The 19,722-nt window shown below is 55.9% G+C and carries 21 protein-coding genes and 1 tRNA gene; 11 read left to right on the top strand and 11 right to left on the bottom strand.

Annotation, left to right across the window (positions count from 1 at the left end; translation table 11 throughout):
* Window positions 1-20: 20 nt before the first annotated feature.
* Window positions 21-530: a bifunctional 3-hydroxydecanoyl-ACP dehydratase/trans-2-decenoyl-ACP isomerase gene (gene fabA, locus BM352_RS05070; protein ID WP_090213321.1), complete on the bottom strand. Its 510-nt coding sequence runs from the start codon at window positions 528-530 to the stop codon at window positions 21-23.
* 161 nt (window positions 531-691) lie between these two features.
* Between fabA and irrA the strand changes: the two genes are divergently transcribed.
* Genes irrA through BM352_RS05055 form a run of 3 tightly spaced genes read left to right on the top strand, consistent with a single transcriptional unit; the run spans window position 692 to window position 2,717 of the window.
* Window positions 692-1,108 carry an iron response transcriptional regulator IrrA gene (gene irrA / locus BM352_RS05065; protein WP_175500623.1) on the top strand — a complete coding sequence of 139 codons (417 nt, stop codon included), beginning with the start codon at window positions 692-694 and terminating at the stop codon, window positions 1,106-1,108.
* A gap of 29 nt (window positions 1,109-1,137) precedes the next feature.
* Window positions 1,138-1,809, top strand: coding sequence for a DUF1007 family protein (locus BM352_RS05060; RefSeq protein WP_245780916.1), 672 nt, complete (start codon window positions 1,138-1,140; stop codon window positions 1,807-1,809).
* Complete coding sequence (locus BM352_RS05055) at window positions 1,794-2,717, top strand: nickel/cobalt transporter (RefSeq protein ID WP_090213315.1); 924 nt, start codon at window positions 1,794-1,796, stop codon at window positions 2,715-2,717. Before BM352_RS05060 ends, BM352_RS05055 begins: the two co-directional genes overlap by 16 nt.
* Before the next feature lie 30 nt (window positions 2,718-2,747).
* Here the strand turns inward: BM352_RS05055 and BM352_RS05050 are convergent, their stop codons facing one another.
* From BM352_RS05050 to BM352_RS05035, 4 genes are all read right to left on the bottom strand, one after another.
* Window positions 2,748-4,193 carry a TRAP transporter large permease gene (locus BM352_RS05050; protein ID WP_090213313.1) on the bottom strand — a complete coding sequence of 482 codons (1,446 nt, stop codon included), beginning with the start codon at window positions 4,191-4,193 and terminating at the stop codon, window positions 2,748-2,750.
* A gap of 4 nt (window positions 4,194-4,197) precedes the next feature.
* Complete coding sequence (locus BM352_RS05045; RefSeq protein ID WP_090213311.1) at window positions 4,198-4,992, bottom strand: TRAP transporter small permease subunit; 795 nt, start codon at window positions 4,990-4,992, stop codon at window positions 4,198-4,200.
* A gap of 96 nt (window positions 4,993-5,088) precedes the next feature.
* A complete protein-coding gene (locus BM352_RS05040; RefSeq protein ID WP_090213308.1) occupies window positions 5,089-6,135 on the bottom strand; it encodes a TRAP transporter substrate-binding protein in 1,047 nt (348 codons plus the stop codon).
* A gap of 254 nt (window positions 6,136-6,389) precedes the next feature.
* Window positions 6,390-6,466 (bottom strand) — tRNA-Arg (locus tag BM352_RS05035).
* Between the two features lie 94 nt (window positions 6,467-6,560).
* Here BM352_RS05035 and BM352_RS05030 point away from each other — a divergent pair.
* The 5 genes from BM352_RS05030 to BM352_RS05010 all read left to right on the top strand — a co-directional run bounded on the left by BM352_RS05030 (window position 6,561) and on the right by BM352_RS05010 (window position 9,977).
* Window positions 6,561-7,169: a TetR/AcrR family transcriptional regulator gene (locus tag BM352_RS05030; protein ID WP_090213305.1), complete on the top strand. Its 609-nt coding sequence runs from the start codon at window positions 6,561-6,563 to the stop codon at window positions 7,167-7,169.
* Window positions 7,170-7,265: 96 nt separating this feature from the next.
* The gene (locus BM352_RS05025; protein ID WP_090213302.1) at window positions 7,266-7,943 is read left to right on the top strand and encodes a PspA/IM30 family protein; all 678 of its coding nucleotides are present in this window, start codon (window positions 7,266-7,268) and stop codon (window positions 7,941-7,943) included.
* Window positions 7,944-7,982: 39 nt separating this feature from the next.
* Window positions 7,983-8,270 (top strand): hypothetical protein, encoded by a 288-nt coding sequence (locus tag BM352_RS05020; RefSeq protein WP_090213297.1) that lies wholly within the window; start codon window positions 7,983-7,985, stop codon window positions 8,268-8,270.
* Window positions 8,271-8,379: 109 nt separating this feature from the next.
* Window positions 8,380-9,018 carry a lysophospholipid acyltransferase family protein gene (locus BM352_RS05015; RefSeq protein WP_090213295.1) on the top strand — a complete coding sequence of 213 codons (639 nt, stop codon included), beginning with the start codon at window positions 8,380-8,382 and terminating at the stop codon, window positions 9,016-9,018.
* Window positions 9,015-9,977: a phosphatidate cytidylyltransferase gene (locus BM352_RS05010; protein ID WP_342713590.1), complete on the top strand. Its 963-nt coding sequence runs from the start codon at window positions 9,015-9,017 to the stop codon at window positions 9,975-9,977. Before BM352_RS05015 ends, BM352_RS05010 begins: the two co-directional genes overlap by 4 nt.
* Before the next feature lie 4 nt (window positions 9,978-9,981).
* Here BM352_RS05010 and BM352_RS05005 read toward each other — a convergent pair whose 3' ends face one another.
* A complete protein-coding gene (locus BM352_RS05005) occupies window positions 9,982-10,293 on the bottom strand; it encodes an ETC complex I subunit (protein ID WP_090219864.1) in 312 nt (103 codons plus the stop codon).
* Window positions 10,294-10,422: 129 nt separating this feature from the next.
* Here BM352_RS05005 and uvrB point away from each other — a divergent pair, with 129 nt between their 5' ends.
* The gene (gene uvrB, locus BM352_RS05000; RefSeq protein ID WP_090213292.1) at window positions 10,423-12,633 is read left to right on the top strand and encodes an excinuclease ABC subunit UvrB; all 2,211 of its coding nucleotides are present in this window, start codon (window positions 10,423-10,425) and stop codon (window positions 12,631-12,633) included.
* Between the two features lie 546 nt (window positions 12,634-13,179).
* Here the strand turns inward: uvrB and BM352_RS04990 are convergent.
* Window positions 13,180-13,497: an antibiotic biosynthesis monooxygenase family protein gene (locus BM352_RS04990; RefSeq protein WP_090213287.1), complete on the bottom strand. Its 318-nt coding sequence runs from the start codon at window positions 13,495-13,497 to the stop codon at window positions 13,180-13,182.
* 199 nt (window positions 13,498-13,696) lie between these two features.
* Here BM352_RS04990 and BM352_RS04985 point away from each other — a divergent pair, with 199 nt between their 5' ends.
* Window positions 13,697-14,035: a hypothetical protein gene (locus tag BM352_RS04985; protein WP_090213285.1), complete on the top strand. Its 339-nt coding sequence runs from the start codon at window positions 13,697-13,699 to the stop codon at window positions 14,033-14,035.
* A 75-nt stretch (window positions 14,036-14,110) separates the two neighbouring features.
* Here the strand turns inward: BM352_RS04985 and BM352_RS04980 are convergent, their stop codons facing one another.
* The 4 genes from BM352_RS04980 to BM352_RS04965 form a co-directional block, all read right to left on the bottom strand.
* Entirely contained in the window at window positions 14,111-14,518 is a 408-nt protein-coding gene (locus BM352_RS04980; RefSeq protein ID WP_175500621.1) for a universal stress protein, read from the bottom strand.
* A 125-nt stretch (window positions 14,519-14,643) separates the two neighbouring features.
* Window positions 14,644-16,935 carry a glycosyl hydrolase family 28-related protein gene (locus tag BM352_RS04975; RefSeq protein ID WP_090213279.1) on the bottom strand — a complete coding sequence of 764 codons (2,292 nt, stop codon included), beginning with the start codon at window positions 16,933-16,935 and terminating at the stop codon, window positions 14,644-14,646.
* A 196-nt stretch (window positions 16,936-17,131) separates the two neighbouring features.
* Window positions 17,132-17,536, bottom strand: a complete 405-nt coding sequence (locus BM352_RS04970; protein ID WP_090213276.1) for a DUF4864 domain-containing protein — start codon at window positions 17,534-17,536, stop codon at window positions 17,132-17,134.
* Window positions 17,537-17,597: 61 nt separating this feature from the next.
* Window positions 17,598-19,175 carry a lysine--tRNA ligase gene (locus BM352_RS04965; RefSeq protein ID WP_090213273.1) on the bottom strand — a complete coding sequence of 526 codons (1,578 nt, stop codon included), beginning with the start codon at window positions 19,173-19,175 and terminating at the stop codon, window positions 17,598-17,600.
* A gap of 121 nt (window positions 19,176-19,296) precedes the next feature.
* On the opposite strand from BM352_RS04965, the gene BM352_RS04960 reads away from it, so the two are divergent.
* Window positions 19,297-19,719: a tellurite resistance TerB family protein gene (locus BM352_RS04960; protein ID WP_090213271.1), complete on the top strand. Its 423-nt coding sequence runs from the start codon at window positions 19,297-19,299 to the stop codon at window positions 19,717-19,719.
* Window positions 19,720-19,722 lie beyond the last annotated feature (3 nt).

The raw sequence follows: 19,722 nt of genomic DNA, 5'->3' as shown, positions 1-19,722 counted from the left end.
GGCGTGCTCCTCTTTGGACTTTAGCTCTCGGAGAGAGCGACTTTCATGTCTTTAACTTGGTAGATAACCTCGCCATCGGCCTCCACTATACCATCAGCCACGCCCATGGTCAGGCGGCGGGTTTGGATCGCTTTGGTGAAGTCAATCTTATAGGTCAGCATCTTGCGGTCCGGGCGCACCATGCCGGTTAGCTTCACTTCGCCGACGCCCAATGCGTAGCCGCGCCCCTGCCAGCCGCGCCAGCCAAGGTTGAAACCGGTCAATTGCCACAATCCGTCGAGGCCGAGGCACCCTGGCATGATCGGGTTGCCGGGGAAGTGGCAGTCGAAAAACCACAGATCGGGTTTGATATCGAATTCTGCAATCACATGGCCTTTGCCATGCGCGCCACCATCGCCGGAGATGTCGGTAATACGGTCCATCATCAGCATCGGCGGCTCGGGAAGCTGCGCGTTGCCGGGGCCAAACAGTTCGCCGCGTGCGCATTTCAGAAGTGCGTCCCTGTCAAAGCTCGTTGGGTAATCGCTCATTCTACCCTGCCCCCATGTCTCGTGTTGTTTCCTTACAGTCCATCTAGCATTGGCACTTCGCGGCGTGCAAGGGCCGCCATATGGCCGTCGGCGACTGATTTTCATTTGAAACATGGGGGGTAGACGCCCTATATGTAAAGCAAGCAAAGGGATTTTGGCTCATGATGTCAGAGACGACAAAGCGTGGAACAGATTGGTTGGCGGGTGCCGGATTGCGCCCGACACGTCAGCGCGTGGCCCTGGCCGAGCTGCTGGTCGGTGATGGCCAGCATCGCCACATCACCGCCGAAAGCCTTCATGCCGCCGCAACCGACCGCACCGACGGCGTGTCGCTGGCTACGGTCTATAACACGCTCAAGGCCTTCTCGGAGGCTGGCCTTATCCGCGAAATCATGGTCGATGGCACCAAAAGCTATTTTGATACCCGCGTAGACGACCACCCGCACTTCTTCTGGGAAGACGAGGGGCATCTGACAGACGCACCCAAAGAACAGCTGGAGATCGCCGCCCTGCCAGACGCGCCTGAGGGCACGGAAATTGCCAAGGTCGACGTCGTCATCCGTCTTCGCCGCACCTAACCCCATCTAGGTTAAGGACACCAAACCGCATGTTACCTATGCGAAAAGGCTTTGCCGCATTCACCGCAGCGTTTCTGTCCTTGGGCACCACGCCCACATTTGCCCACCCCCACATCTTTATCGACACCGGAATTGAGGTCATTTTTGACGACACCGGCCGACTGACGCATGTGCGTGTGACGTGGAAATACGACGATCTTTATTCGCTGCTGCTGTCGGAAGACTACAAGCTCGACACCGATCATGACGGGGCGCTGACCGATCTAGAGCGTGACCAGATGGCGGGGTTTGATGCCGAATGGGTTGAAGGCTATGCGGGCGATCTGGAGGTCTTGCTAGACGGGCAAGTGTTGACCTTGTCGGGCCCCATGGAGCCGACGGCTGACATGATCGACGGGCGCCTCATTTCCACGCATCTGCGCGAAATCACCGGAACGCCACTGATTGAGGACGAAACCCTGTCACTTAAGGCGTTCGACCCGACCTATTATACGGCCTACGACGTCACACTGCCAGTCACACTGAGCGGACGTGACGATTGCAAAGTCCTGCGCATCGAGCCGGACATTGACGGCCAATTGGCGCAAATGCAGGCGCAGCTTCTGACGCTGGACGCGAATGCCGACCTTGAGGAAAATGACATCCCGCTGATCGGCGGCGACTTTGCCACCGATATTCGCGTCACATGCCCCGCATTGTAATTGTTCCCGTTGGCATCGCCATCGCGGCGCTGATCTGGCTTTGGAGCAGCGGCGGCTTTGACAGCATTGCCGCTTGGGCGGCGTCCGAGCAACGCGACTTCCAGAACCAGATCGCCCGCACATTGCGCGCGTTGCGCGGCGGCGAGCCGGGTGCGCTGGCGTTGCTGATCACTCTTTGCTTTGCTTATGGGTTTTTCCATGCGGTCGGCCCCGGGCATGGCAAGGTGCTGATCGGCGGCTATGGGCTGGGGCGTCAGGTGCCGTGGTTTCGACTGTCTCTTATCTCGTTGATTTCGAGCCTTGGGCAGGCGGTCACCGCAATCGCGCTCGTCTATGCGGGCGTGTTGCTGTTCAACCTGAGCCGCGGGCAGATGGTCGGTGCGGCAGAAGACTATATGGCGCCGTTCAGCTATGCGGCGATTGGCCTGATCGGACTTTGGTTGACGCTCCGCGCCTTGAAGAAATTCTTTGGTCAGCGCAAGATCCATAGCCATAGCCATAGTCACGATCACGCAGATCACCACCATCCTGAGGACGACACTTGCTCGGAGTGCGGCCACAAGCACGGGCCAAGCCTTGCGGAAGTGGAAAGCGCCACATCTTTGCGCGATGCCTTGATCCTGATCGCAGGCATCGCGGTTCGTCCCTGCACCGGCGCACTGTTCGTGTTGGTTATCACATGGCAGATGGGCATTGCCGCCGCAGGTATTGCGGGCGCGTTTGCCATGGCGCTTGGAACGGCAGTGGTCACCATCGGCGTCGGAGTTGCTGCGGTCACGATGCGGGCGGGGCTGCTTGGGTCTTTTGCGTCGTCCAAACTGGCCGCGCGGATTGTCCCAGCGATCGAACTGGTTGCAGGTCTGCTTATCGTTTTCATCGCGAGCGGGCTATTGCTGCGCACCCTATGAAAAAGCCGCCCCGAGGGGCGGCCATTTCGTTTAGTTTCCGTAAGCGATGGCTGGTAGCCATGTCACGATACTGGGGAAGGCGAACACGATCCCCAGACCCGCTAGCTGCAGCAACACGAACGGGATAACACCCTTGTAGATATGGCCCAGCGTAATCTCCGGCGGGCAAACCCCCTTGAGGTAGAACAGAGCGAAGCCTACGGGAGGCGTCAGGAAAGACGTCTGCAATGTCACCGCCACCAGAATGGCGAACCAGACGATTGACGGGTTGTCGACGACCCCAAAGCCTTCCACCGGTATGTCCAACGCCAGAACAACAGGCAGCATAAGCGGCATGATGATCAGCGTGATCTCAATCCAGTCCAACAAGAAGCCCAACAGGAAGATGATGAACAAGATGAAAATCACGACCAGATATTTGTCGTCGAATGAGGACAGCACCATATGCTCGATGATTTGGTCGCCACCGAAACGGCGCAAGATGAAAGCAAAGAAATTGGCGGCAATGAAGATACCGACAATGTAGCCCGAGGTGTTCAGCGTTTGGCGCATCACATCCTTGAAGACGGTCATGTTTAACTTGCGATTTAGCAGCGCCAGAATGGTCGCCCCCATGGCCCCAAGACCAGAGGCTTCCGTCGGAGTTGCAAAGCCGAAAAAGATCGAGCCAAGCACCAGCAGGATCAGCGCCATTGGCGGCATCACTGACAAGGCTGTTTCCTTGATCACCTTCATATCCACAGGAGGGCGGTTTTCCGGCACAGGCATCGCCTTAGGATTGACCAAGCCATAGACCACCAAGAAAACTATGTAGAGCACGCCGAGCAAGAGGCCGGGGAACAGTGCGCCCATAAACAAGTCGCCAAGCGAAATGGCCAACTGGTCCGACATGATCACCAGCATGATCGATGGGGGAATCAGAATACCCAAGGTACCAGACGCAGCGATTGTCCCCGTCGCGATGGGCTTGGAGTAATTCTGCGCCATCATTGTCGGAATGCCCATTACGCCCAGCAGCACCACGGAGGCCCCGATGACGCCAGTGGATGCCGCAAGGATGATACCGATCAGCATGACCGACAGCGCGAGCCCGCCTTTGAGCGCGCCAAACAGCACCTGCATCGCCTTCATCATGCGCTGTGCCACGCCGGATTGATCCAGCATTAGCCCCATGAAGATGAACATCGGCAGCGCCACAAGAACCGGGTTCTTGATGATACCGCCGAAGAAGCGACCGCCGTTGGCAAAGAGTTTGGTGTAGGAAATACCTGTGCGGTCAAACTCGATGAACTCGTTGATGTACTTGCGGTTCGGGTCGAGCACAAACTCGCCCAGAACAATAAATACCAGTGAAACCCCTACAAGGGCGTAAGCCACAGGAATGCCGCGGAACAGCATCACGATAAAGATGCCGAACATGGCCAATACAGACCACTCGTTCAGCGTCAGAAAGTTGAAAAGCGATAGGATTTGCATGGTTTCACGCTTCCTTGGAATTGCGGCGCGATAGCACGAAGCCGATCACGATCAGCAGCACAACGATGGCAAAGGCATAAATACCGACCTGCGAGAAAACATCCTCTTTGGTGATCTGGCGCGACTTCATGTCTGTCGTCATCGCATAGAACCAGAAGAAGCCGTAGTGGATCACCCGTGTAAGAAAGAACAGCGTCGCAGGCAGGGTCCAAAGGACTACCTTGTGCAGCGATAAGTCACTGAAGACACGAATGTTTCGTTTGAACACACCCCATGCCGCAATCAGCGCGACCACGAACATCAGCGGCAGAGAAGCCTTCAAGAGGTACAAGCGGTGCAGGCCATTCGGGCTGTCCGACCCTTCCAAGGCCTCGATGGAGGACCACGCGTAGTGCGAGAGTATGTCAGTCATGATCAGCAAGAACGGCATCAGGAGCCACCCAATTGCAAAGACCTCAATGCGGGCTCTTTTCTCGGGGCTGTAGTTCTGATGCAGGATATCGACACGCACATGGCTTTGGGTGGTGATCGCATAGGCAAAGCCTGTGAGCATGGCGAAACCATACATCCACCACTGCGCATCATCCAACCACGCTTGGTTGAAACCGTTCTGGCGCATAACGACCTGAGCGACGATGCCAACCATCAGGAGCGGGAACAGCCACGACACGACGTTCCCTACATTGATGACCAACCGGTCAGCCCAGCCGTGATGCTCACGATCAACGTCACCGGGATCGGTGATGGCGATAGATACGTCATCCAGCCCCCCCGTAAATTCTACAGATTCACCTGACATGGTTAAGATCCCCCCGTCCTGTCCGGAACTCTAAAGTCTTAGGAAAAAGGGTGGCCAATTTGGCCACCCTTAACGTCTCGCCTCTACAGGCCAGCCTCAGTTGCGAGGGCGTGGCAGGTAGATGTTGTCGTTCCAGACTTTGTAGTTTGCACGGTACTCTGAAAGATCAGCCCAAACTTCTGCGAAGTAAGCGTCTTCCTTCGCAAGATCGGCTGCCACTTCGTTCCAAGTGCTCTCGAACAGGTCGAGAAGCTCTGGCGACCACTGGCGAATTTGAACGCCGTTCTTCTCGGTGTTCTCTACCATCGCTGCGAAGTTGGTGGCTTCACCCTCTGCGAGGTTGGTCGTGATGTTGGCCAAGCAAGCAACTTCGATCTGGGCTTGAGCCTTCTCGTCCAGACCTTCCCACGCATCTTTGTTCACAATCAGCTCGAACAAGGTGGATGGCTGGTGCCAGCCAGGGAAGTAGTTGAACTTCGCGATTTTGTGGAAGCCCAAGCGCGCGTCGATACGTGGCATGGAGAATTCGGTCGCGTCAATCGCGCCACGCTCAAGAGCCGGGAAGATGTCCGAAGCGCCAAGAAGCGAAGTTGACACACCGATCTTTTGCATCACCTCGGCGCCAAGGCCGAAGAAGCGCATGTTCAACCCCTGAAGGTCGTCCACGGAGTTGATTTCATTTTTGAACCAGCCGGATGTTTCGGGCGCGATCACACCACATGGCGTGACGTGCACATCGTAGCCAGCTTCATCATACATGCGCTGCCACATTGCTTTGCCGTCATCATACAAAATCCAGCCAAGGAATTCGCCAGCTTCGGGGCCGAATGGCACAGCAGCGAACAGCGAGGCAGACGTGATCTTACCCTGCCAATAACCAGATGTCGTGAACGCAGCGTCAACAGAACCGTTTGATACGGCATCCAGAGCTTCCAAAGTCGGGACCAGCTTGCCGGGATCGAAGTGTTCAAACTCTACTTCCGAGGAGATCGAGTTCACCTTTGCGACGAAGTCAGTCGCGGCGGTGCCGAGGATCGGAAGGTTTTTGCCGAAGGCCGAGGTCATCTCAAGCACTTCTTGGGCCTGAGCGGCGCCGGATGCAACGGACAGGCCGAGCGCGGCTGCGATTAGGTTATTTTTCATGATATCTCCTCCCAGAGAACGTAATTGGTAATATTTTTTCACCACATTGGAGTTTTGCGACAGTTGAGCTCCGCCAGCAATACCCAGAGTTAGGTAGACTAGAAGCAAAAGCCCCTAAAGCCAGCCCTAAACTTGAAGAAATCGCGGATTTTTTTGGGATTCTCGAATCGCACAGGCGAGGTATCGCAAATCTCAATCGCTCTGGCCAAGCACGATTCGCTCTGCTTTGGCAGGGTCAGAAGCAAGCGAAAGAATGGCGATCCCTTGAGGACTCGAACCCCAAACCTGCTGATTAGAAGTCAGCTGCTCTATCCAGTTGAGCTAAGGGACCGCTGCGCGCTTTTTGCGAAAGGCTGCGCCCAAAGGCAAGGGCTTTGCTTCCTAATCCGCTCTGGTTAAACATGAACGCAGTTCAAGGGGGCCAAATGGCAGGCAAAGTTCAAAAGAAGCGCGACGATCTTCGTGCGAGGCTCATTGATATCGCTGAGGAGCGGATCACCACGGGTGGCATCGCGGATGTGAGGGCGCGTGATCTGGCAAAAGAAGCCGGGTGTGCGGTCGGCGCGATATATAATGTCTTCGGCGATATGAATGACCTGGTGATGGCGGTAAACGCGCGGACGTTTAAGCGCGTCGGCGCTCATGTCTCTGCCGCAGTTGCCGCAGAACCTGAGGGGCATCCGGTCAACACCCTTATCACCATGTCGCACGCTTATCTGCACTTCGCCCGAGACAATACACCAGCGTGGCGCACGTTGTTCGACCTGGAAGTGTCGACCGAAGAATCCGTCCCTGCTTGGTATCTGGAAGAACTTCAGAAGGTTTTCGCCCTGATTGCCGCACCCCTAGCGCGAATCTTCCCCGATATGCCCCCCGAAGATGTGAGTTTGATGACCCGAGGATTGTTCTCAGCAGTGCATGGAATCGTCCTTTTGGGGCTGGAGAAACGGATTTCAGCCGTTCCCATAGATCAATTGGAGCATATGATTTCCCTTGTTTTCAATCATTTAACTTCAACTCCATCAAAAAAGTGAACGCCGTTCAAAATATTTCTTGAACGTCGTTCAGAAATGGGTATCTTGAATTCATGAACGGCGTTCACGATACGCCTCCATGTAGGAGAGACCAAGATGTTTTTGACTTTGAAGACCCTGATGACCGGCGCGAACGCCCGGGCCGAAGAAAAGGTCCGCGACGTCTATGCCATCGAATTGATTGAACAAAAAATCCGTGAAGCGACGCACAGCCTCACGGCGGCAAAGGCAACACTTGCCAGCCTAATCCAGCGCCATCGCGGCGAAGATCGTCAGGTCAAAGCGATTGAAACCCGCGTCATCGACCTTACCGAGCGCGCCACCAAAGCCTTGCAAGATGACAACGAAGTTATGGCATCTGAAGCGGCCAACGCCATCGCCCAGCTGGAAAACGAACTGGAGGTCCGACGCCAGACGCTCGCCCGACTTGATCAACGCATCATCCGGCTGCGCCAAAGCATCGAAACCGGCAATCGCCGTATCATCGACTTGCGCCAAGGCGCGATCACAGCCAAGGCAGTGCGCTACGAGCAATCGGTGCAAGCAAAGCTGAACACGACCCTACAAGGCCAGTCCAGCGTCGCAGAAGCTGAAGAGCTGATCGCCAACGTCCTCAAAAAGGATGACCCGTTCGAGCAGGCCGAGATCCTCGCAGACATCGAACGTGACCTGAGCCACGAGACATTGGCGGACCGCATGTCCGATGCCGGATACGGCGCGGCGACACGGGCCACAGGGGCAGATGTTCTAAAGCGCCTGAAATCCAAGAAATAACGAACACAGCACTCAAAATCCAAAACAAGGAATGGAACAATGAACAATGCATTCAAATCCGACAACGCTCTGATCATGATGGTTAACTTGGCTGGTGTTTTCATCGCATACGGCATGCTGGCCCTGTCGCTATACATGTCCCCAGACGTGCCACTGGCCACGAAGGGCTATTGGGGGATCGGTGTCCTCATGCTGTCGCTCAGCTTGGTTAACTTCGTGAAATACCGCTTTGACGAACGGATCAACGAAGACCGCATCCAACAAATCGAGCGCGCCAAGAACGAGAAAATCTTGGAAGACTACGTGACGATCGATAAAGCTGCTTAACCGATCTTCATGGTAGCGACCGCGCCCTCCTCCCCGGGGGCGCGGTTTTTCTTGATTAACGTGCTCAAACCTTGTCCCTTGGGCAGACCTTGAACCAAAGAGAGCCCGAATGCGCCGCTTTGCCGCCTCCGTCGTTGGAAAATTTCTGATCTTCTTTGCGCAGTTCATCACCGCCGCCCGAGCGGAATGGCGCGGGATCGAGCCGGTTCGCAGGCAACGCGTCTATTTTGCCAATCACACCTCCAACGCCGATCTCCCGTTGATCTGGACAGTCCTTCCCGCCGCGTTGCGCCGCGACACACGGGCAGTTGCGGCCGCAGATTACTGGCTCAAGAACAAGCTGCGCGCATTCATCGGGCGTGACGTGTTTCGAGGCGTTCTTATCGACCGCCGCGCAGAGCACAGAACCGACGATCCGATTGCCAAGATCGTCGAGGCATTGGATGAAGGCTCGTCCATCATCATTTTTCCCGAAGGCGGACGGAACCGCAGTGACGACCCGCTGATGCCTTTCAAGGCGGGACTCTATAACATCGCCCGTCAACGGCCCGAGATAGATCTGGTTCCCTGCTGGATCGACAATATCTCTCATATTATGCCAACAGGCGAGGTTATCCCTGTGCCACTTGCTTGCACGGTGATATTCGGCGCGCCGATCCATGTGCGCGACGAAGAAGCGAAGGACGAGTTCTTGCAACGGGCCTCTGACGCACTGCTGGGCTTGATCCCGACACGGGGAGCTGCATGATGACGATGACCCAAACCAGTTCCGACCTTCTGTTCCTGTTCGCGGCCTGCTGCGGATTGCTCGTCATCGCAACCTTGATCGGCGAGGTCCTTCGCGCGCGGCTTCCGAAAACCCATGCCAACCTGACGGTGGAGACCTATCTAACCCGTGTACACAGCTGGTGGGGGATGGTGTTCCTGTTCTCCATCGCGCTTTTGCTGGGATCGATTGGGATCATCATGCTATTTGCCTTTTGCTCTTTGGCAGCCCTGCGCGAATTCCTGACGCTCACCACCAAAACAAACGCGGACCATTGGTCCTTGATCGCCAGCTTTTATGTCATCCTGCCGCTTCAATATGTGCTGATCTGGTGGGGCGAAGTCGGGCTTTTCTCGACCTTAATCCCTGTTTATGCCTTCTTGCTTCTGCCGATCCTGAGTGTCCTGCGCGGCGGTAAGGGAGCGGACAAGAACTTTTTGGCCCGCATCTCGGAGACCCAATGGGGGCTGATGATTTGCGTGTTCTGTGCCAGCTACATTCCGGCTTTGGTCACTTTGGACATTCCGGACTACGGCGACCGTGCACCGCTGCTTATCGCGTATCTGGTGTTCGTGATTCAAATGGGCGACTTGATGGAATACTTTGCTGGACGCCGGATCGGGAAGCGCAAGATTGCGCCTGCCGTGTCACCCAAAACCCGCGAAGGGATCGCCTGCGGAGCCGCACTTGCGGCGGGTTTGGGTTTGCTGCTGACATGGATGACCCCGTTCTCGCCGCTCGCCTCGATAGCGATGGCGGTGGTGGCCTATATGGTCGGCGTGGGCGGATCATTGGTTTTGGCGGCCATCAAATCAGATCGCGGCATCAAGAACTGGGGCCACTTGATCCCTGGCCAAGGTGGTTTCGTGGATCAACTCGACTCGGTGGTCTTTGCGGCGCCAGTATTCTTCCACGTCACGCGCTACTATTACGGCGGGTAGGCCGTTAGTGTGTCCAAACACCACGACGGTTGGTCGCGAAATTCTCACCATAGCCGCCCGGGCGGATCACTGGCTTGCGCTTCTTAGGATCGGTGACCACTGCATCAATGCCCTTGTCTTTGGCATAATCCAGCGCGGCCTCTTTGCTGTCAAAAAACAACTTCACCTGCGTTTGAGTGTCTGCGGAAGAGGTCCAACCCATTAACGGATCCACATCGCGGCCCGTCTCGTTCACGAACTCCAAAACCCAATTCTTGGTCTTTGCGGTGCCCGATTGCATAGCAGTTTTGGTTGGTTGATAGATGCGTGCGCGCATAGCGGTGTCTCCGTAAACTTCGCTCATATATCGCGCTCCTGACACCCTATGGCAAGAGCGCAATACGGCGCGGGTTGAAGCAGAACAAAAAAGGATCATCTTAGGGGCAACTTCAAGGAATCGCATGACATGCACAATAACTCCCCTGAATCGATGCCTCAGCAGCTACCGATCCTGTCCAATCCGGCACCGGATGTGAAAACTCGCGACAAGCTGGAAGGCGGGATCAAGTTCCGTCTGGATACCGAGTTCGAGCCAGCAGGCGACCAGCCTACAGCAATTCGCGAGTTGAAAGCGGGGATTTTGGGCGGGGAGCGCGACCAAGTCCTGCTTGGCGCAACCGGGACGGGCAAGACGTTCACGATGGCGAAGCTCATCGAGGAGACCAATCGCCCCGCGATCATCCTTGCCCCGAACAAAACTCTGGCCGCACAGCTTTACGGTGAGTTTAAAGGCTTCTTCCCTGACAATGCCGTCGAGTATTTCGTCAGCTATTACGACTACTACCAGCCCGAGGCCTATGTTGCGCGGTCTGACACCTTTATCGAGAAGGAAAGCCAGATCAACGAGCAGATCGACCGCATGCGCCACTCTGCCACCCGTGCGCTGCTGGAGCGCGACGATGTGATCATCGTGGCCTCGGTCTCCTGTATCTACGGCATTGGCTCTGTAGAAACCTATGGCGCCATGACCCAAGACCTTCATGCCGGTCAGGAATACGATCAACGCAAGGTCATGGCCGACCTGATCGCGCAGGCTTACAAGCGTAACGACCAAGCCTTCCAGCGCGGCACGTTCCGAGTGCGTGGCGACAGTCTGGAAATCTGGCCCGCCCACCTTGACGATCGCGCGTGGCGGCTTTCGTTCTTCGGCGAAGAGCTTGAGAAGATTGTCGAGTTCGACCCACTCACCGGTAAAAAAACCGACGATTTCGAACGGGTCCGTATCTATGCGAACTCCCACTATGTGACCCCGCGCCCGACGATGCAGCAGGCCATTAAGGGCATCAAAGCTGAACTGGCGATGCGGCTGAAGCAACTCGTTGATGATGGCAAATTGCTAGAAGCGCAGCGGCTGGAGCAGCGCTGCAACTTTGACCTCGAAATGCTGGAAGCCACTGGCGTGTGCAACGGGATCGAAAACTATTCGCGCTACCTCACAGGCCGCGCTCCCGGCGAGCCGCCCCCCACCCTGTTCGAGTTCATCCCGGACAATGCCATCGTGTTCGCAGATGAGAGCCACGTCTCCGTCCCGCAGATCGGCGGCATGTATAAAGGCGACTACCGGCGCAAATTCACGCTGGCAGAGCATGGCTTCCGCCTGCCCTCCTGCATGGACAACCGCCCGCTGAAGTTCGAGGAATGGGACGCCATGCGCCCGCAATCCGTCTTCGTGTCCGCCACCCCCGCCGCGTGGGAAATCGAGCAGTCCGGCGGTGTCTTCGTCGAGCAGGTGATCCGGCCCACGGGCCTTCTGGATCCGATAATCGAAATCCGCCCTGTCGAGACGCAAGTTGATGACGTCATGGATGAAATTCGCAAGGTCACCGCCAAGGGGATGCGCACGTTGGTCACCACGTTGACCAAGCGCATGGCCGAGGACCTCACCGAATTTCTGCATGAAAACGGCATCAAGGTCCGCTACATGCACTCGGACATCGACACGATCGAGCGGATCGAAATCCTGCGCGACCTGCGCCTTGGGGCGTTCGACGTGCTGATCGGGATCAACCTGCTGCGGGAGGGTCTCGACATCCCCGAATGCGGCCTCGTCGCCATTCTGGACGCCGACAAGGAAGGCTTCCTGCGCTCCGAGACGTCGCTCATCCAGACCATCGGCCGCGCCGCGCGGAACGCCGACGGGCGCGTCATCATGTATGCCGACCGCATCACCGGCAGCATGGAGCGCGCCATGGGCGAAACCGACCGCCGCCGCGCCAAGCAGATCGCCTATAACGAGAAACACGGAATCACACCGGCCACCGTGAAGAAAAACGTCGAGGACATTCTGGCGGGCCTCTACAAAGGCGACGTCGACATGAACCGCGTCACCGCCAAGATCGACGCGCCCCTCGCCGGTGCCAATTTGCAAGCCGTTCTGGACGGTCTGCGCACCGATATGCGCAAGGCCGCCGAGAACCTGGAGTTCGAAGAAGCCGCGCGCCTGCGAGACGAGGTGAAGCGGCTGGAGACCGTCGATCTGGTGATCTCCGACGATCCGCTGGCGCGACAGTATGCTGTGGAGAAGGCCGTGGCCGACGGCCAGAAAATGAGCGGACGGTCTACGGCTGGCAGACCGGGGCAACGGGGTGGTGTTAAGGGACGAGGGAGGGGGAAGTGAGTAGCGTTTTCAGCGTAAGATGCCTTAGCGACTATTTCAAAGAAGTCGTCGAGAAAGATTATCATAAGTACAACTCTTCAATTTCTTTAGGCAGTTGCATACACCTCGCTCAAGGCCTTTTTCATATGGCGGATTGGACCTTCACATATCAGAAGTCTTTGCTAGAGAGTTTAGAAAAGATGAGGTTCAAGTCCGAGAAGGATATCTACCCTCACTTAGCCAACAAAAACCGCTCGTTTGGCATAATTCGTGACATCGCAAATGCCTCGAAACACGTTAGCTTGAGAAAACCGAGTACAGATATCAAGAACGCATCTGATCTTAAGGTCGAATCCCGAGGATACGGCATGGGAACTTTTGGAGACGGGCGTTACGGGGGAGTAAACCCCGTTGTCTCCGATGGTAACCAGATAGAGTATCTAGACATTCATATGCGGGCTGTTTTTCAATACTGGAGCGACTTCACGAAATCGACCCAAGCTGGCTAGCTAAGCAGTGCACCAAGTCGACGCAAGCTAGGATAGGTGCTCCGCACCCATCACCAACTCAAAAACCCTCCACCACGTCATACATCACCGGCTCGAAGCTCTTGCACAGCCCGCTGATCACGCGGTTGCGTTTGCGCATTTCGTCGGTGCGCAGCATCGCCTGAAAGTCCTCGCGCTTCTCCCATTGGGAATAGTTCGCGATCCGCGTCTGCGCGTCGTTCACATGCAGCGCCGCCGAGATGAAACCCGGCTGGCTAGAGATAAACTCTGCGTAGGCCGCGGTCAGCTCGTCCAGCAAATCCTGACAGGTGCCCGGCGTCATCTCGAACGTGGTGATTACCGTCTGGCACTGCGCTTGTTTGGAAATCTTGGTCATTGAAAAGCCCTCCTGCGATTAAGTCTAGCATAACAGATTTGGTTTTGGTTCGGCGCATTTAACCGCGCCTCCCCCTCAAACCTGCGGCGGCGCGACCAGTGGGAGCCCCCTCACGTATTCCTCACGCGCCGTGACGGGCCAGATCAGCTACACTGTCCCTCATAGTTAATAGGATTTTGTCAGCCCATGGGGTGCTCGGATGTTGAATATTACTATCGGATACGGATTCTGCCTGCTTACTGCGATGATTGTCATTGCCGGAGATTACATTCTGAAAGTTGCTGCTGACGGCGACATGGCCCTTAACTCCCGCCATGTCATTGCGGGTGGGGCGCTTTATGCCAGCTCTGCGATCCTGTGGTATTTCTCCATGCGCTACGTGACACTCGCCCAAGCTGGTGTGGCTTTCTCGATGATCACCTTGCTGGCTTTGTGCGTCATAGGGGCCGCGATGTTTGGCGAACGGTTTCAAGCCCGCGAATTCGCTGGTATCGCCTGCGCATTGGCCGCGATGGTTCTGCTGATCCGCGTTGCCTGAAGTGGGCATCTAGCGCAGTCGAAAGAATCTTAGTCGCGCAAATGCATCCGCCAGGGTCTCTGGTTGCACTACGCCTTAGCGGACCACATGGACCGCGCATTGAGCATATCGTACGACACGCGCAGCAGTGCCCCCTAAGAAATAATCCTGAACGCCCGGCTTGTGGGAGGACACGATGATGCAGTCGTTCCCATGGGTGTCGGCCCATTCAAGGATGGTGCGTGCGGAGTGGCCTGTGACAACCATCGCCTCCCCGCCCGGGACCATACTGGCAATTTCATTCAGGCGAGCTCTCACGTCCTCTCGGCTCTTCTCGATAAAGTCACCGGACACGTAACGCGACGCGTAGCTGGGAAGCTCTTCAATGACGTGAAGAATGGTGACCCGTGCGTCTTTGTCAGCAATCGCCTTGGCGACCTCTAGGGCCGCGTCGGGTGTGTGATCGGGATCGAAAACGACGGGAACAAGGATTCGGGAATACATGATGGCTTCTCCTCTGGTTGCCTCAGTCATACCCCGGATCAAACAAGCTGAGCCTTGATCCACGTCAAGCACCCTAAACCGGTTGGCCGACCGAACAGATGTCGGTCGACCAAAATAGATTTTACCTAGTAAGGGTTATCAACGCGCGCGGTGACGTTCACTTTGCCCTTCACTGCAGTTTCCCAAATGATGTCAACCGAGCCGCCGCCGCTGCCCTCTTCCGGGTCCGTGTAATGTGTAACGAATTGCTTGACGTTGTTGGCATTCCGCAACGCCCCCACAGGGGTGACATCCGTCACATTCCGCGCCCGACCGCCAAACGGCAACCAGTCCGAAAAGTCGCAACTCCAAGTTTCGGCAACACTGCTTTCGCTGAACGACAGCATTACGGGGCTTTGCGTCCATTGATTGATCGCGTGATAGGAATTGCCGGTCCAGTTGATATTGCGGAACCGGCTTGTGTCTAGCGGAGCGATACTGTCATCCGTCTTGTCGACACGATCGATATTCCCGTTTGTGACCTTGAACGTATTGCCAGACACATTCAGCCCGTTCACAAAATGCCCAACGCCATAGGGCTTGATTACGATGAACCGGAAGTAAGAGGCAGCACCGATTGCGGTAAATATGTTGCCGACTATCGACAGCGCCCCGAAACTCAACTCGCTTGAGAAGTTGGGGAGCGCGTCGTGCTCGTTATTCCACTCGATGTAGTTGTTGTCGCTGTAATTGCCATTGATGACGATCTTCGAAGACGGTTTGGTCAAGATCAGCCCAGCAACTCTTGGCGCGTTGTTTAGATCATCGCCGTGAAACCAATGGTTGCCCAAAAGCATATGCCCAGAGCCATGAATCACGGCGAACGCGCCCATCCGGATGCAACGATTTTCGCGGATTTTCGCATCATTTGCGTTGATGTTGAACCCGATGGAGGTTCTAGCCGTCGCGGCCAAAGATTGCTCGCTTGAGATGAACTGACACCTGTCAATCATCATCCCTTGGCACGCCAAGCCAATCGAAGTGAGCGCGCGATCCTTTGGTTCGTTAAAGAAGCAGTCACGCAAGTGCCAGATGAGTCCGGCTGGAGGTAGCAATACGCAACTCGCCACACCATCCGCTTTGATATCAACGTCAGCGATATTGAACTGCGATAGCTTCTGGAACCCGCTGAAATCCAGCATGTAACGGAAGCGCTTGAAGCTGTAGTTCTGCGTGCCCACCGCGTCGTAAAGCTGTTGGCTCAGGGTTAGTGTCTGCGCTCCGACATTCTTGCTTGTGACATAGACTTCCCGACCAACACCATTGCCACTAACAAGGCTTCCGATCTCGATATTTGCAACGTTGGCCACATTGCTTAGCCTGTATGGCTGCGATGTCGAATATGTGCCGGTCGACGAAGCTGTCCCAGTGGTCCAAGCTGGGTCGCTGATCGCATCGAGTTGACCATTCCGAATAACTCGACGCGATGTGAAGGACGACACGTCAGGAACGGCTGCATGCATATCTACAGGGCCACGTAACCCGATCGAACGTCCACACAAATCAAGACTGTCATGGCTCGACTGCTTCAAAAGGGCTTGGAACGCTTTCCGAAACGCCAACTCCTCATCGCCGAACGCGGCGGCGTAATGGTCGAAATCGAAGTTTTGCGACAATGCCAGATACTTGTCGTCTGGCATTGTCACTGTGCCTTGAAAGCGAACGCGGCTTTCGAAGGTTACGTTGTTTGCCAGATGGAACACTCCGTCCGACACCAAGACCTCGCGGCCGTCTGCCGCCGCATCCGCGGCTTCGAACGCGGCTGTATTGTCCGTGACGCCATCTCCGATCGCGCCAAAGTCCTTGACGTCGACCCAGTCCATCATAGTGCGCAGAAAGGCACCCGTCACGTCCTCGATCTGGATGTCATCGATGCGTACGACGCCGCCGTTTGAGCCAGTCAGATCGATACCAAAATGCCCATAAAGCGCCGAATTCCCCCAGCTCAGGTCTACGCCGGTGCGCGATCCCCCACCAACGATTGCGGTGACTTCTACAACGTCGCCATAGCTGCTGAGTGAAACCGTTGGCCCTTGGGTCTGAACTCCGCCAACTGTCGCACCGCCTGCACCACCTGCAAAAGCTGCGATTCTGACGGCTGGTAGATTGCCCGAAATCGCCTTGACGCGCGCTTTAATTTGCAAATAGCAGCCCGGTAGCAAAGGTGTTTCGCCCATGTATCGCAAGCGTTGGGTGTTTTCGGTTTTCAGAATCTCAAGACAACCGCCAAAATCTTGATCCGCCGGAACGTAAGCTGCAGTCGCAAAGCCGTCATACGTAGCCGTGCCGGGTGTGCCGTCGCCACGCGACCATACATCCAAACCGTTCGCAAATGGGGGCGGCGTCAACAGCAGCCCATCGGTAATCGCTTTGTTCATCGGTAGCCCTTTTCAACTTGGTTGGAGCGGGCGCGTCGAACAAGAGCGTTACGCAAGACACAAGCCAAGCGCCCCCTCTGGAAGGGTTGTTTAAGATCGCTCGGAATAGGAATCGCCGGACACGCCGTCCTGACGAGGGCGGTTTAGAGGCGATTGGTTAAGGCGTGATTAAATAGCTGCGTTCGCAGCTCAGCAGTCAAACTCCGACCGGCGGCGCGGCCAGATATTCGACACCGTCGATCAACCAGCCATTCTCTGTTTGCATCATGTTGTATTCGAGCACATGCGGCGCGCCATTTTGATCGACGAACAGGACCTTCTGAAACAATAGTTGCCCTTGCCGGCGCAACTCAAGGAACCGAACTTTGGAAGGTGCCCAAACCATCGGGTAGCCGTTCCTCACCATCAAGCCAAACCGCTCCGGCGTGCCGAACAAGCGCTTGATATTTGGCGATGCAAAGGAAAACGCGGCAGAGGCATCTTCCGCCAAAAAGGCATCAACTTGGCCTTGAATGGTCGTCTCAATACCCGCAACGCGGTCTTCGGCTAAGGCCGAATGTGCCACAAACATCGCTGCTAGAGCTGCAAACAAAAACCGCATCACGTCCTCCTTGTTCCGATCAAGATAGGCGTGATGCCCGTTTCGTCAAATGCCTCGCAAATTATCCCGCCAGCTTACCGGCCAAAGCATCATCAATCAGCGCGATAGTTTCCTCCACACCGTAAAGCGCGATGAACCCGCCAAACCGCGGGCCTTGAGAGGCACCAAGTAACACTTCATACAGCGCCTTGAACCAATCACGCAGCGGATCGAACCGTTCTCGTCCACAGGCAAAGACCACCGATTGCAGCGCTTCTGCGTCCAAACCGCCGTCCCACTCCACCAGTTGGCCACGCAGGTCCAACAACGCCTCGCGTTCCAGATCGGTGGGCAAACGGAACACCTTGGCGGGTTTCACGAAGTCGTTGAAGTATCGCACGGCAAAGCCAGCAGCTTGATCCAAGTCAGCATGTGTCTCGGGCGTCGCCTCAGGCGCATAGCGTTGGATAAAGCCCCAAAGCTGGTCTTTTTCCTCGGCGTTCGCCACCGAGGCAAGGTTCAGCAGCATCGAGAACGGAACCACCATTTTGCTCTCTGGCACGTCGGCACCGTGAATATGAAACACAGGATTGTTTGCCCGCGCTACGGCGTCTTGATCCACATAAGCCCGCAACTGCTGATGATATTCGTCCATCGCTTTCGGGATCACATCGAAATGCATCCGTTTGGCGGTTTTGGGCTTTTGGTACATGAAATAGGACAGCGACTCCGACGACGCATAAGTCAGCCACTCGTCAATCGACACGCCATTGCCGGAAGATTTAGAAATCTTGTGCCCGTCTGCATCGAGGAACAATTCATAGGTGAAATGTTCTGGCTTACGCCCACCCAAAATCTCGCAAATGCGGTCGTAAATCGGTGTGTTGGTCGAATGGTCTTTGCCATACATCTCGAAGTCGACGTCCAGTGCGGCCCACCGCGCACCAAAATCCGGTTTCCATTGCAGCTTCACGTTGCCGCCAGTTACCGGAAGCGTCCATTCCTTGCCGTCTTCGTCGTCAAAGGTGATTTCACCCTTCGCTGCGTCGACCTTCTTCATCGGAACATACATCACGCGGCCGGTTTCCGGATGGATCGGCAGGAAGATCGAGTAGGTCTCCCGACGCTCTTCGCGCAGGGATTTCAGCATCACCTTCATGATGTCGTCATACTTCTCGCAGGCGCGCAGCAGCACCTCATCAAACTGACCAGACGCGTAGAATTCCGTGGCCGAGATGAATTCGTACTCAAAGCCGAACGTATCCAAGAACCGTCGCAGCATCGCGTTGTTATGGTGACCGAAACTTTCATACTCACCGAACGGATCGGGCACTTTTGTCAGCGGTAATTGCAGGTACTGCTCCAGCTGCTCAGGGTTCGGCACGTTGCCAGGAACCTTGCGCATCCCGTCCACATCGTCAGAGAAGCAGATCATGCGGGTCGGAATGTCTGAAATCACCTCGAATGCGCGGCGGATCATCGTCGTGCGCGCAACTTCGCCAAAAGTCCCGATATGTGGCAGACCAGAAGGGCCATAGCCGGTCTCGAACAACACGTAGCCCTTTTCCGGTTCCGCCTTCTCATACCGCTTGAGCAGCGAGCGCGCCTCGACAAAAGGCCAAGCTTTAGAGGTCATTCCAGCGTCACGCATATCCGTCATCGGAGCACATCCAGTATAATCCCGCGGCACACCATGTGACGCAGCAGTGTCGCTACCTATTGTGTGCTATGGCTCAGGTCAATATTCTGCACCGCAACAATACCTTTGGCAGGAGCCGTCAATGACCCTTGATACCGCAACTTTGTCCCCGCAAGACGCGCTTGTTGCCATAATGATCGCCATTTCAATGTCGGATGAGAATGTCCGCACGGCAGAGTTGGTAGCCATCGAACAAGCGGTGAACTACCTCCCGATCTTTGCTGGCTACGATGTTGATCGCATCAAAAAGGTATCCCAAATCACGACCGACCTCTTCGAAGAAGAAGATGGGCTGGACGCTCTGTTTGGTATGATCCGGGCTGCCCTACCTGAGCACTTGTATGAAACCGCCTATGCGTTCGCGTGCGATGTGGCTGCAGCAGACGGGGCGTTGTACCAGCCGGAACTGCGTCTTTTGGAAGAGATCCGGTATGAACTTAAGATCGACCGCCTTCATGCCGCGGCGATTGAGCGCGGCGCGCGTGCTCGGCATCTGACAAACTGAGCT

The organism is Litoreibacter janthinus (assembly GCF_900111945.1).
Lineage (GTDB): Bacteria > Pseudomonadota > Alphaproteobacteria > Rhodobacterales > Rhodobacteraceae > Litoreibacter > Litoreibacter janthinus.
The sequence above is the reverse complement of the archived record's forward strand: the minus strand, read 5'-3'. Positions and strand labels throughout refer to the sequence as shown.

Excerpts from the sequence above, each read along its gene's own strand:
- fabA (WP_090213321.1), bottom strand. The coding sequence starts at position 530 with ATGAGCGATTACCCAACGAGCTTTGACAGGGACGCACTTCTGAAATGC.
- irrA (WP_175500623.1), top strand. The coding sequence starts at position 692 with ATGATGTCAGAGACGACAAAGCGTGGAACAGATTGGTTGGCGGGTGCC.
- BM352_RS05060 (WP_245780916.1), top strand. The coding sequence starts at position 1,138 with ATGTTACCTATGCGAAAAGGCTTTGCCGCATTCACCGCAGCGTTTCTG.
- BM352_RS05055 (WP_090213315.1), top strand. The coding sequence starts at position 1,794 with ATGCCCCGCATTGTAATTGTTCCCGTTGGCATCGCCATCGCGGCGCTG.
- BM352_RS05050 (WP_090213313.1), bottom strand. The coding sequence starts at position 4,193 with ATGCAAATCCTATCGCTTTTCAACTTTCTGACGCTGAACGAGTGGTCT.
- BM352_RS05045 (WP_090213311.1), bottom strand. The coding sequence starts at position 4,992 with ATGTCAGGTGAATCTGTAGAATTTACGGGGGGGCTGGATGACGTATCT.
- BM352_RS05040 (WP_090213308.1), bottom strand. The coding sequence starts at position 6,135 with ATGAAAAATAACCTAATCGCAGCCGCGCTCGGCCTGTCCGTTGCATCC.
- BM352_RS05030 (WP_090213305.1), top strand. The coding sequence starts at position 6,561 with ATGGCAGGCAAAGTTCAAAAGAAGCGCGACGATCTTCGTGCGAGGCTC.
- BM352_RS05025 (WP_090213302.1), top strand. The coding sequence starts at position 7,266 with ATGTTTTTGACTTTGAAGACCCTGATGACCGGCGCGAACGCCCGGGCC.
- BM352_RS05020 (WP_090213297.1), top strand. The coding sequence starts at position 7,983 with ATGAACAATGCATTCAAATCCGACAACGCTCTGATCATGATGGTTAAC.
- BM352_RS05015 (WP_090213295.1), top strand. The coding sequence starts at position 8,380 with ATGCGCCGCTTTGCCGCCTCCGTCGTTGGAAAATTTCTGATCTTCTTT.
- BM352_RS05010 (WP_342713590.1), top strand. The coding sequence starts at position 9,015 with ATGATGACGATGACCCAAACCAGTTCCGACCTTCTGTTCCTGTTCGCG.
- BM352_RS05005 (WP_090219864.1), bottom strand. The coding sequence starts at position 10,293 with ATGCGCGCACGCATCTATCAACCAACCAAAACTGCTATGCAATCGGGC.
- uvrB (WP_090213292.1), top strand. The coding sequence starts at position 10,423 with ATGCACAATAACTCCCCTGAATCGATGCCTCAGCAGCTACCGATCCTG.
- BM352_RS04990 (WP_090213287.1), bottom strand. The coding sequence starts at position 13,497 with ATGACCAAGATTTCCAAACAAGCGCAGTGCCAGACGGTAATCACCACG.
- BM352_RS04985 (WP_090213285.1), top strand. The coding sequence starts at position 13,697 with ATGTTGAATATTACTATCGGATACGGATTCTGCCTGCTTACTGCGATG.
- BM352_RS04980 (WP_175500621.1), bottom strand. The coding sequence starts at position 14,518 with ATGTATTCCCGAATCCTTGTTCCCGTCGTTTTCGATCCCGATCACACA.
- BM352_RS04975 (WP_090213279.1), bottom strand. The coding sequence starts at position 16,935 with ATGAACAAAGCGATTACCGATGGGCTGCTGTTGACGCCGCCCCCATTT.
- BM352_RS04970 (WP_090213276.1), bottom strand. The coding sequence starts at position 17,536 with ATGCGGTTTTTGTTTGCAGCTCTAGCAGCGATGTTTGTGGCACATTCG.
- BM352_RS04965 (WP_090213273.1), bottom strand. The coding sequence starts at position 19,175 with ATGACGGATATGCGTGACGCTGGAATGACCTCTAAAGCTTGGCCTTTT.
- BM352_RS04960 (WP_090213271.1), top strand. The coding sequence starts at position 19,297 with ATGACCCTTGATACCGCAACTTTGTCCCCGCAAGACGCGCTTGTTGCC.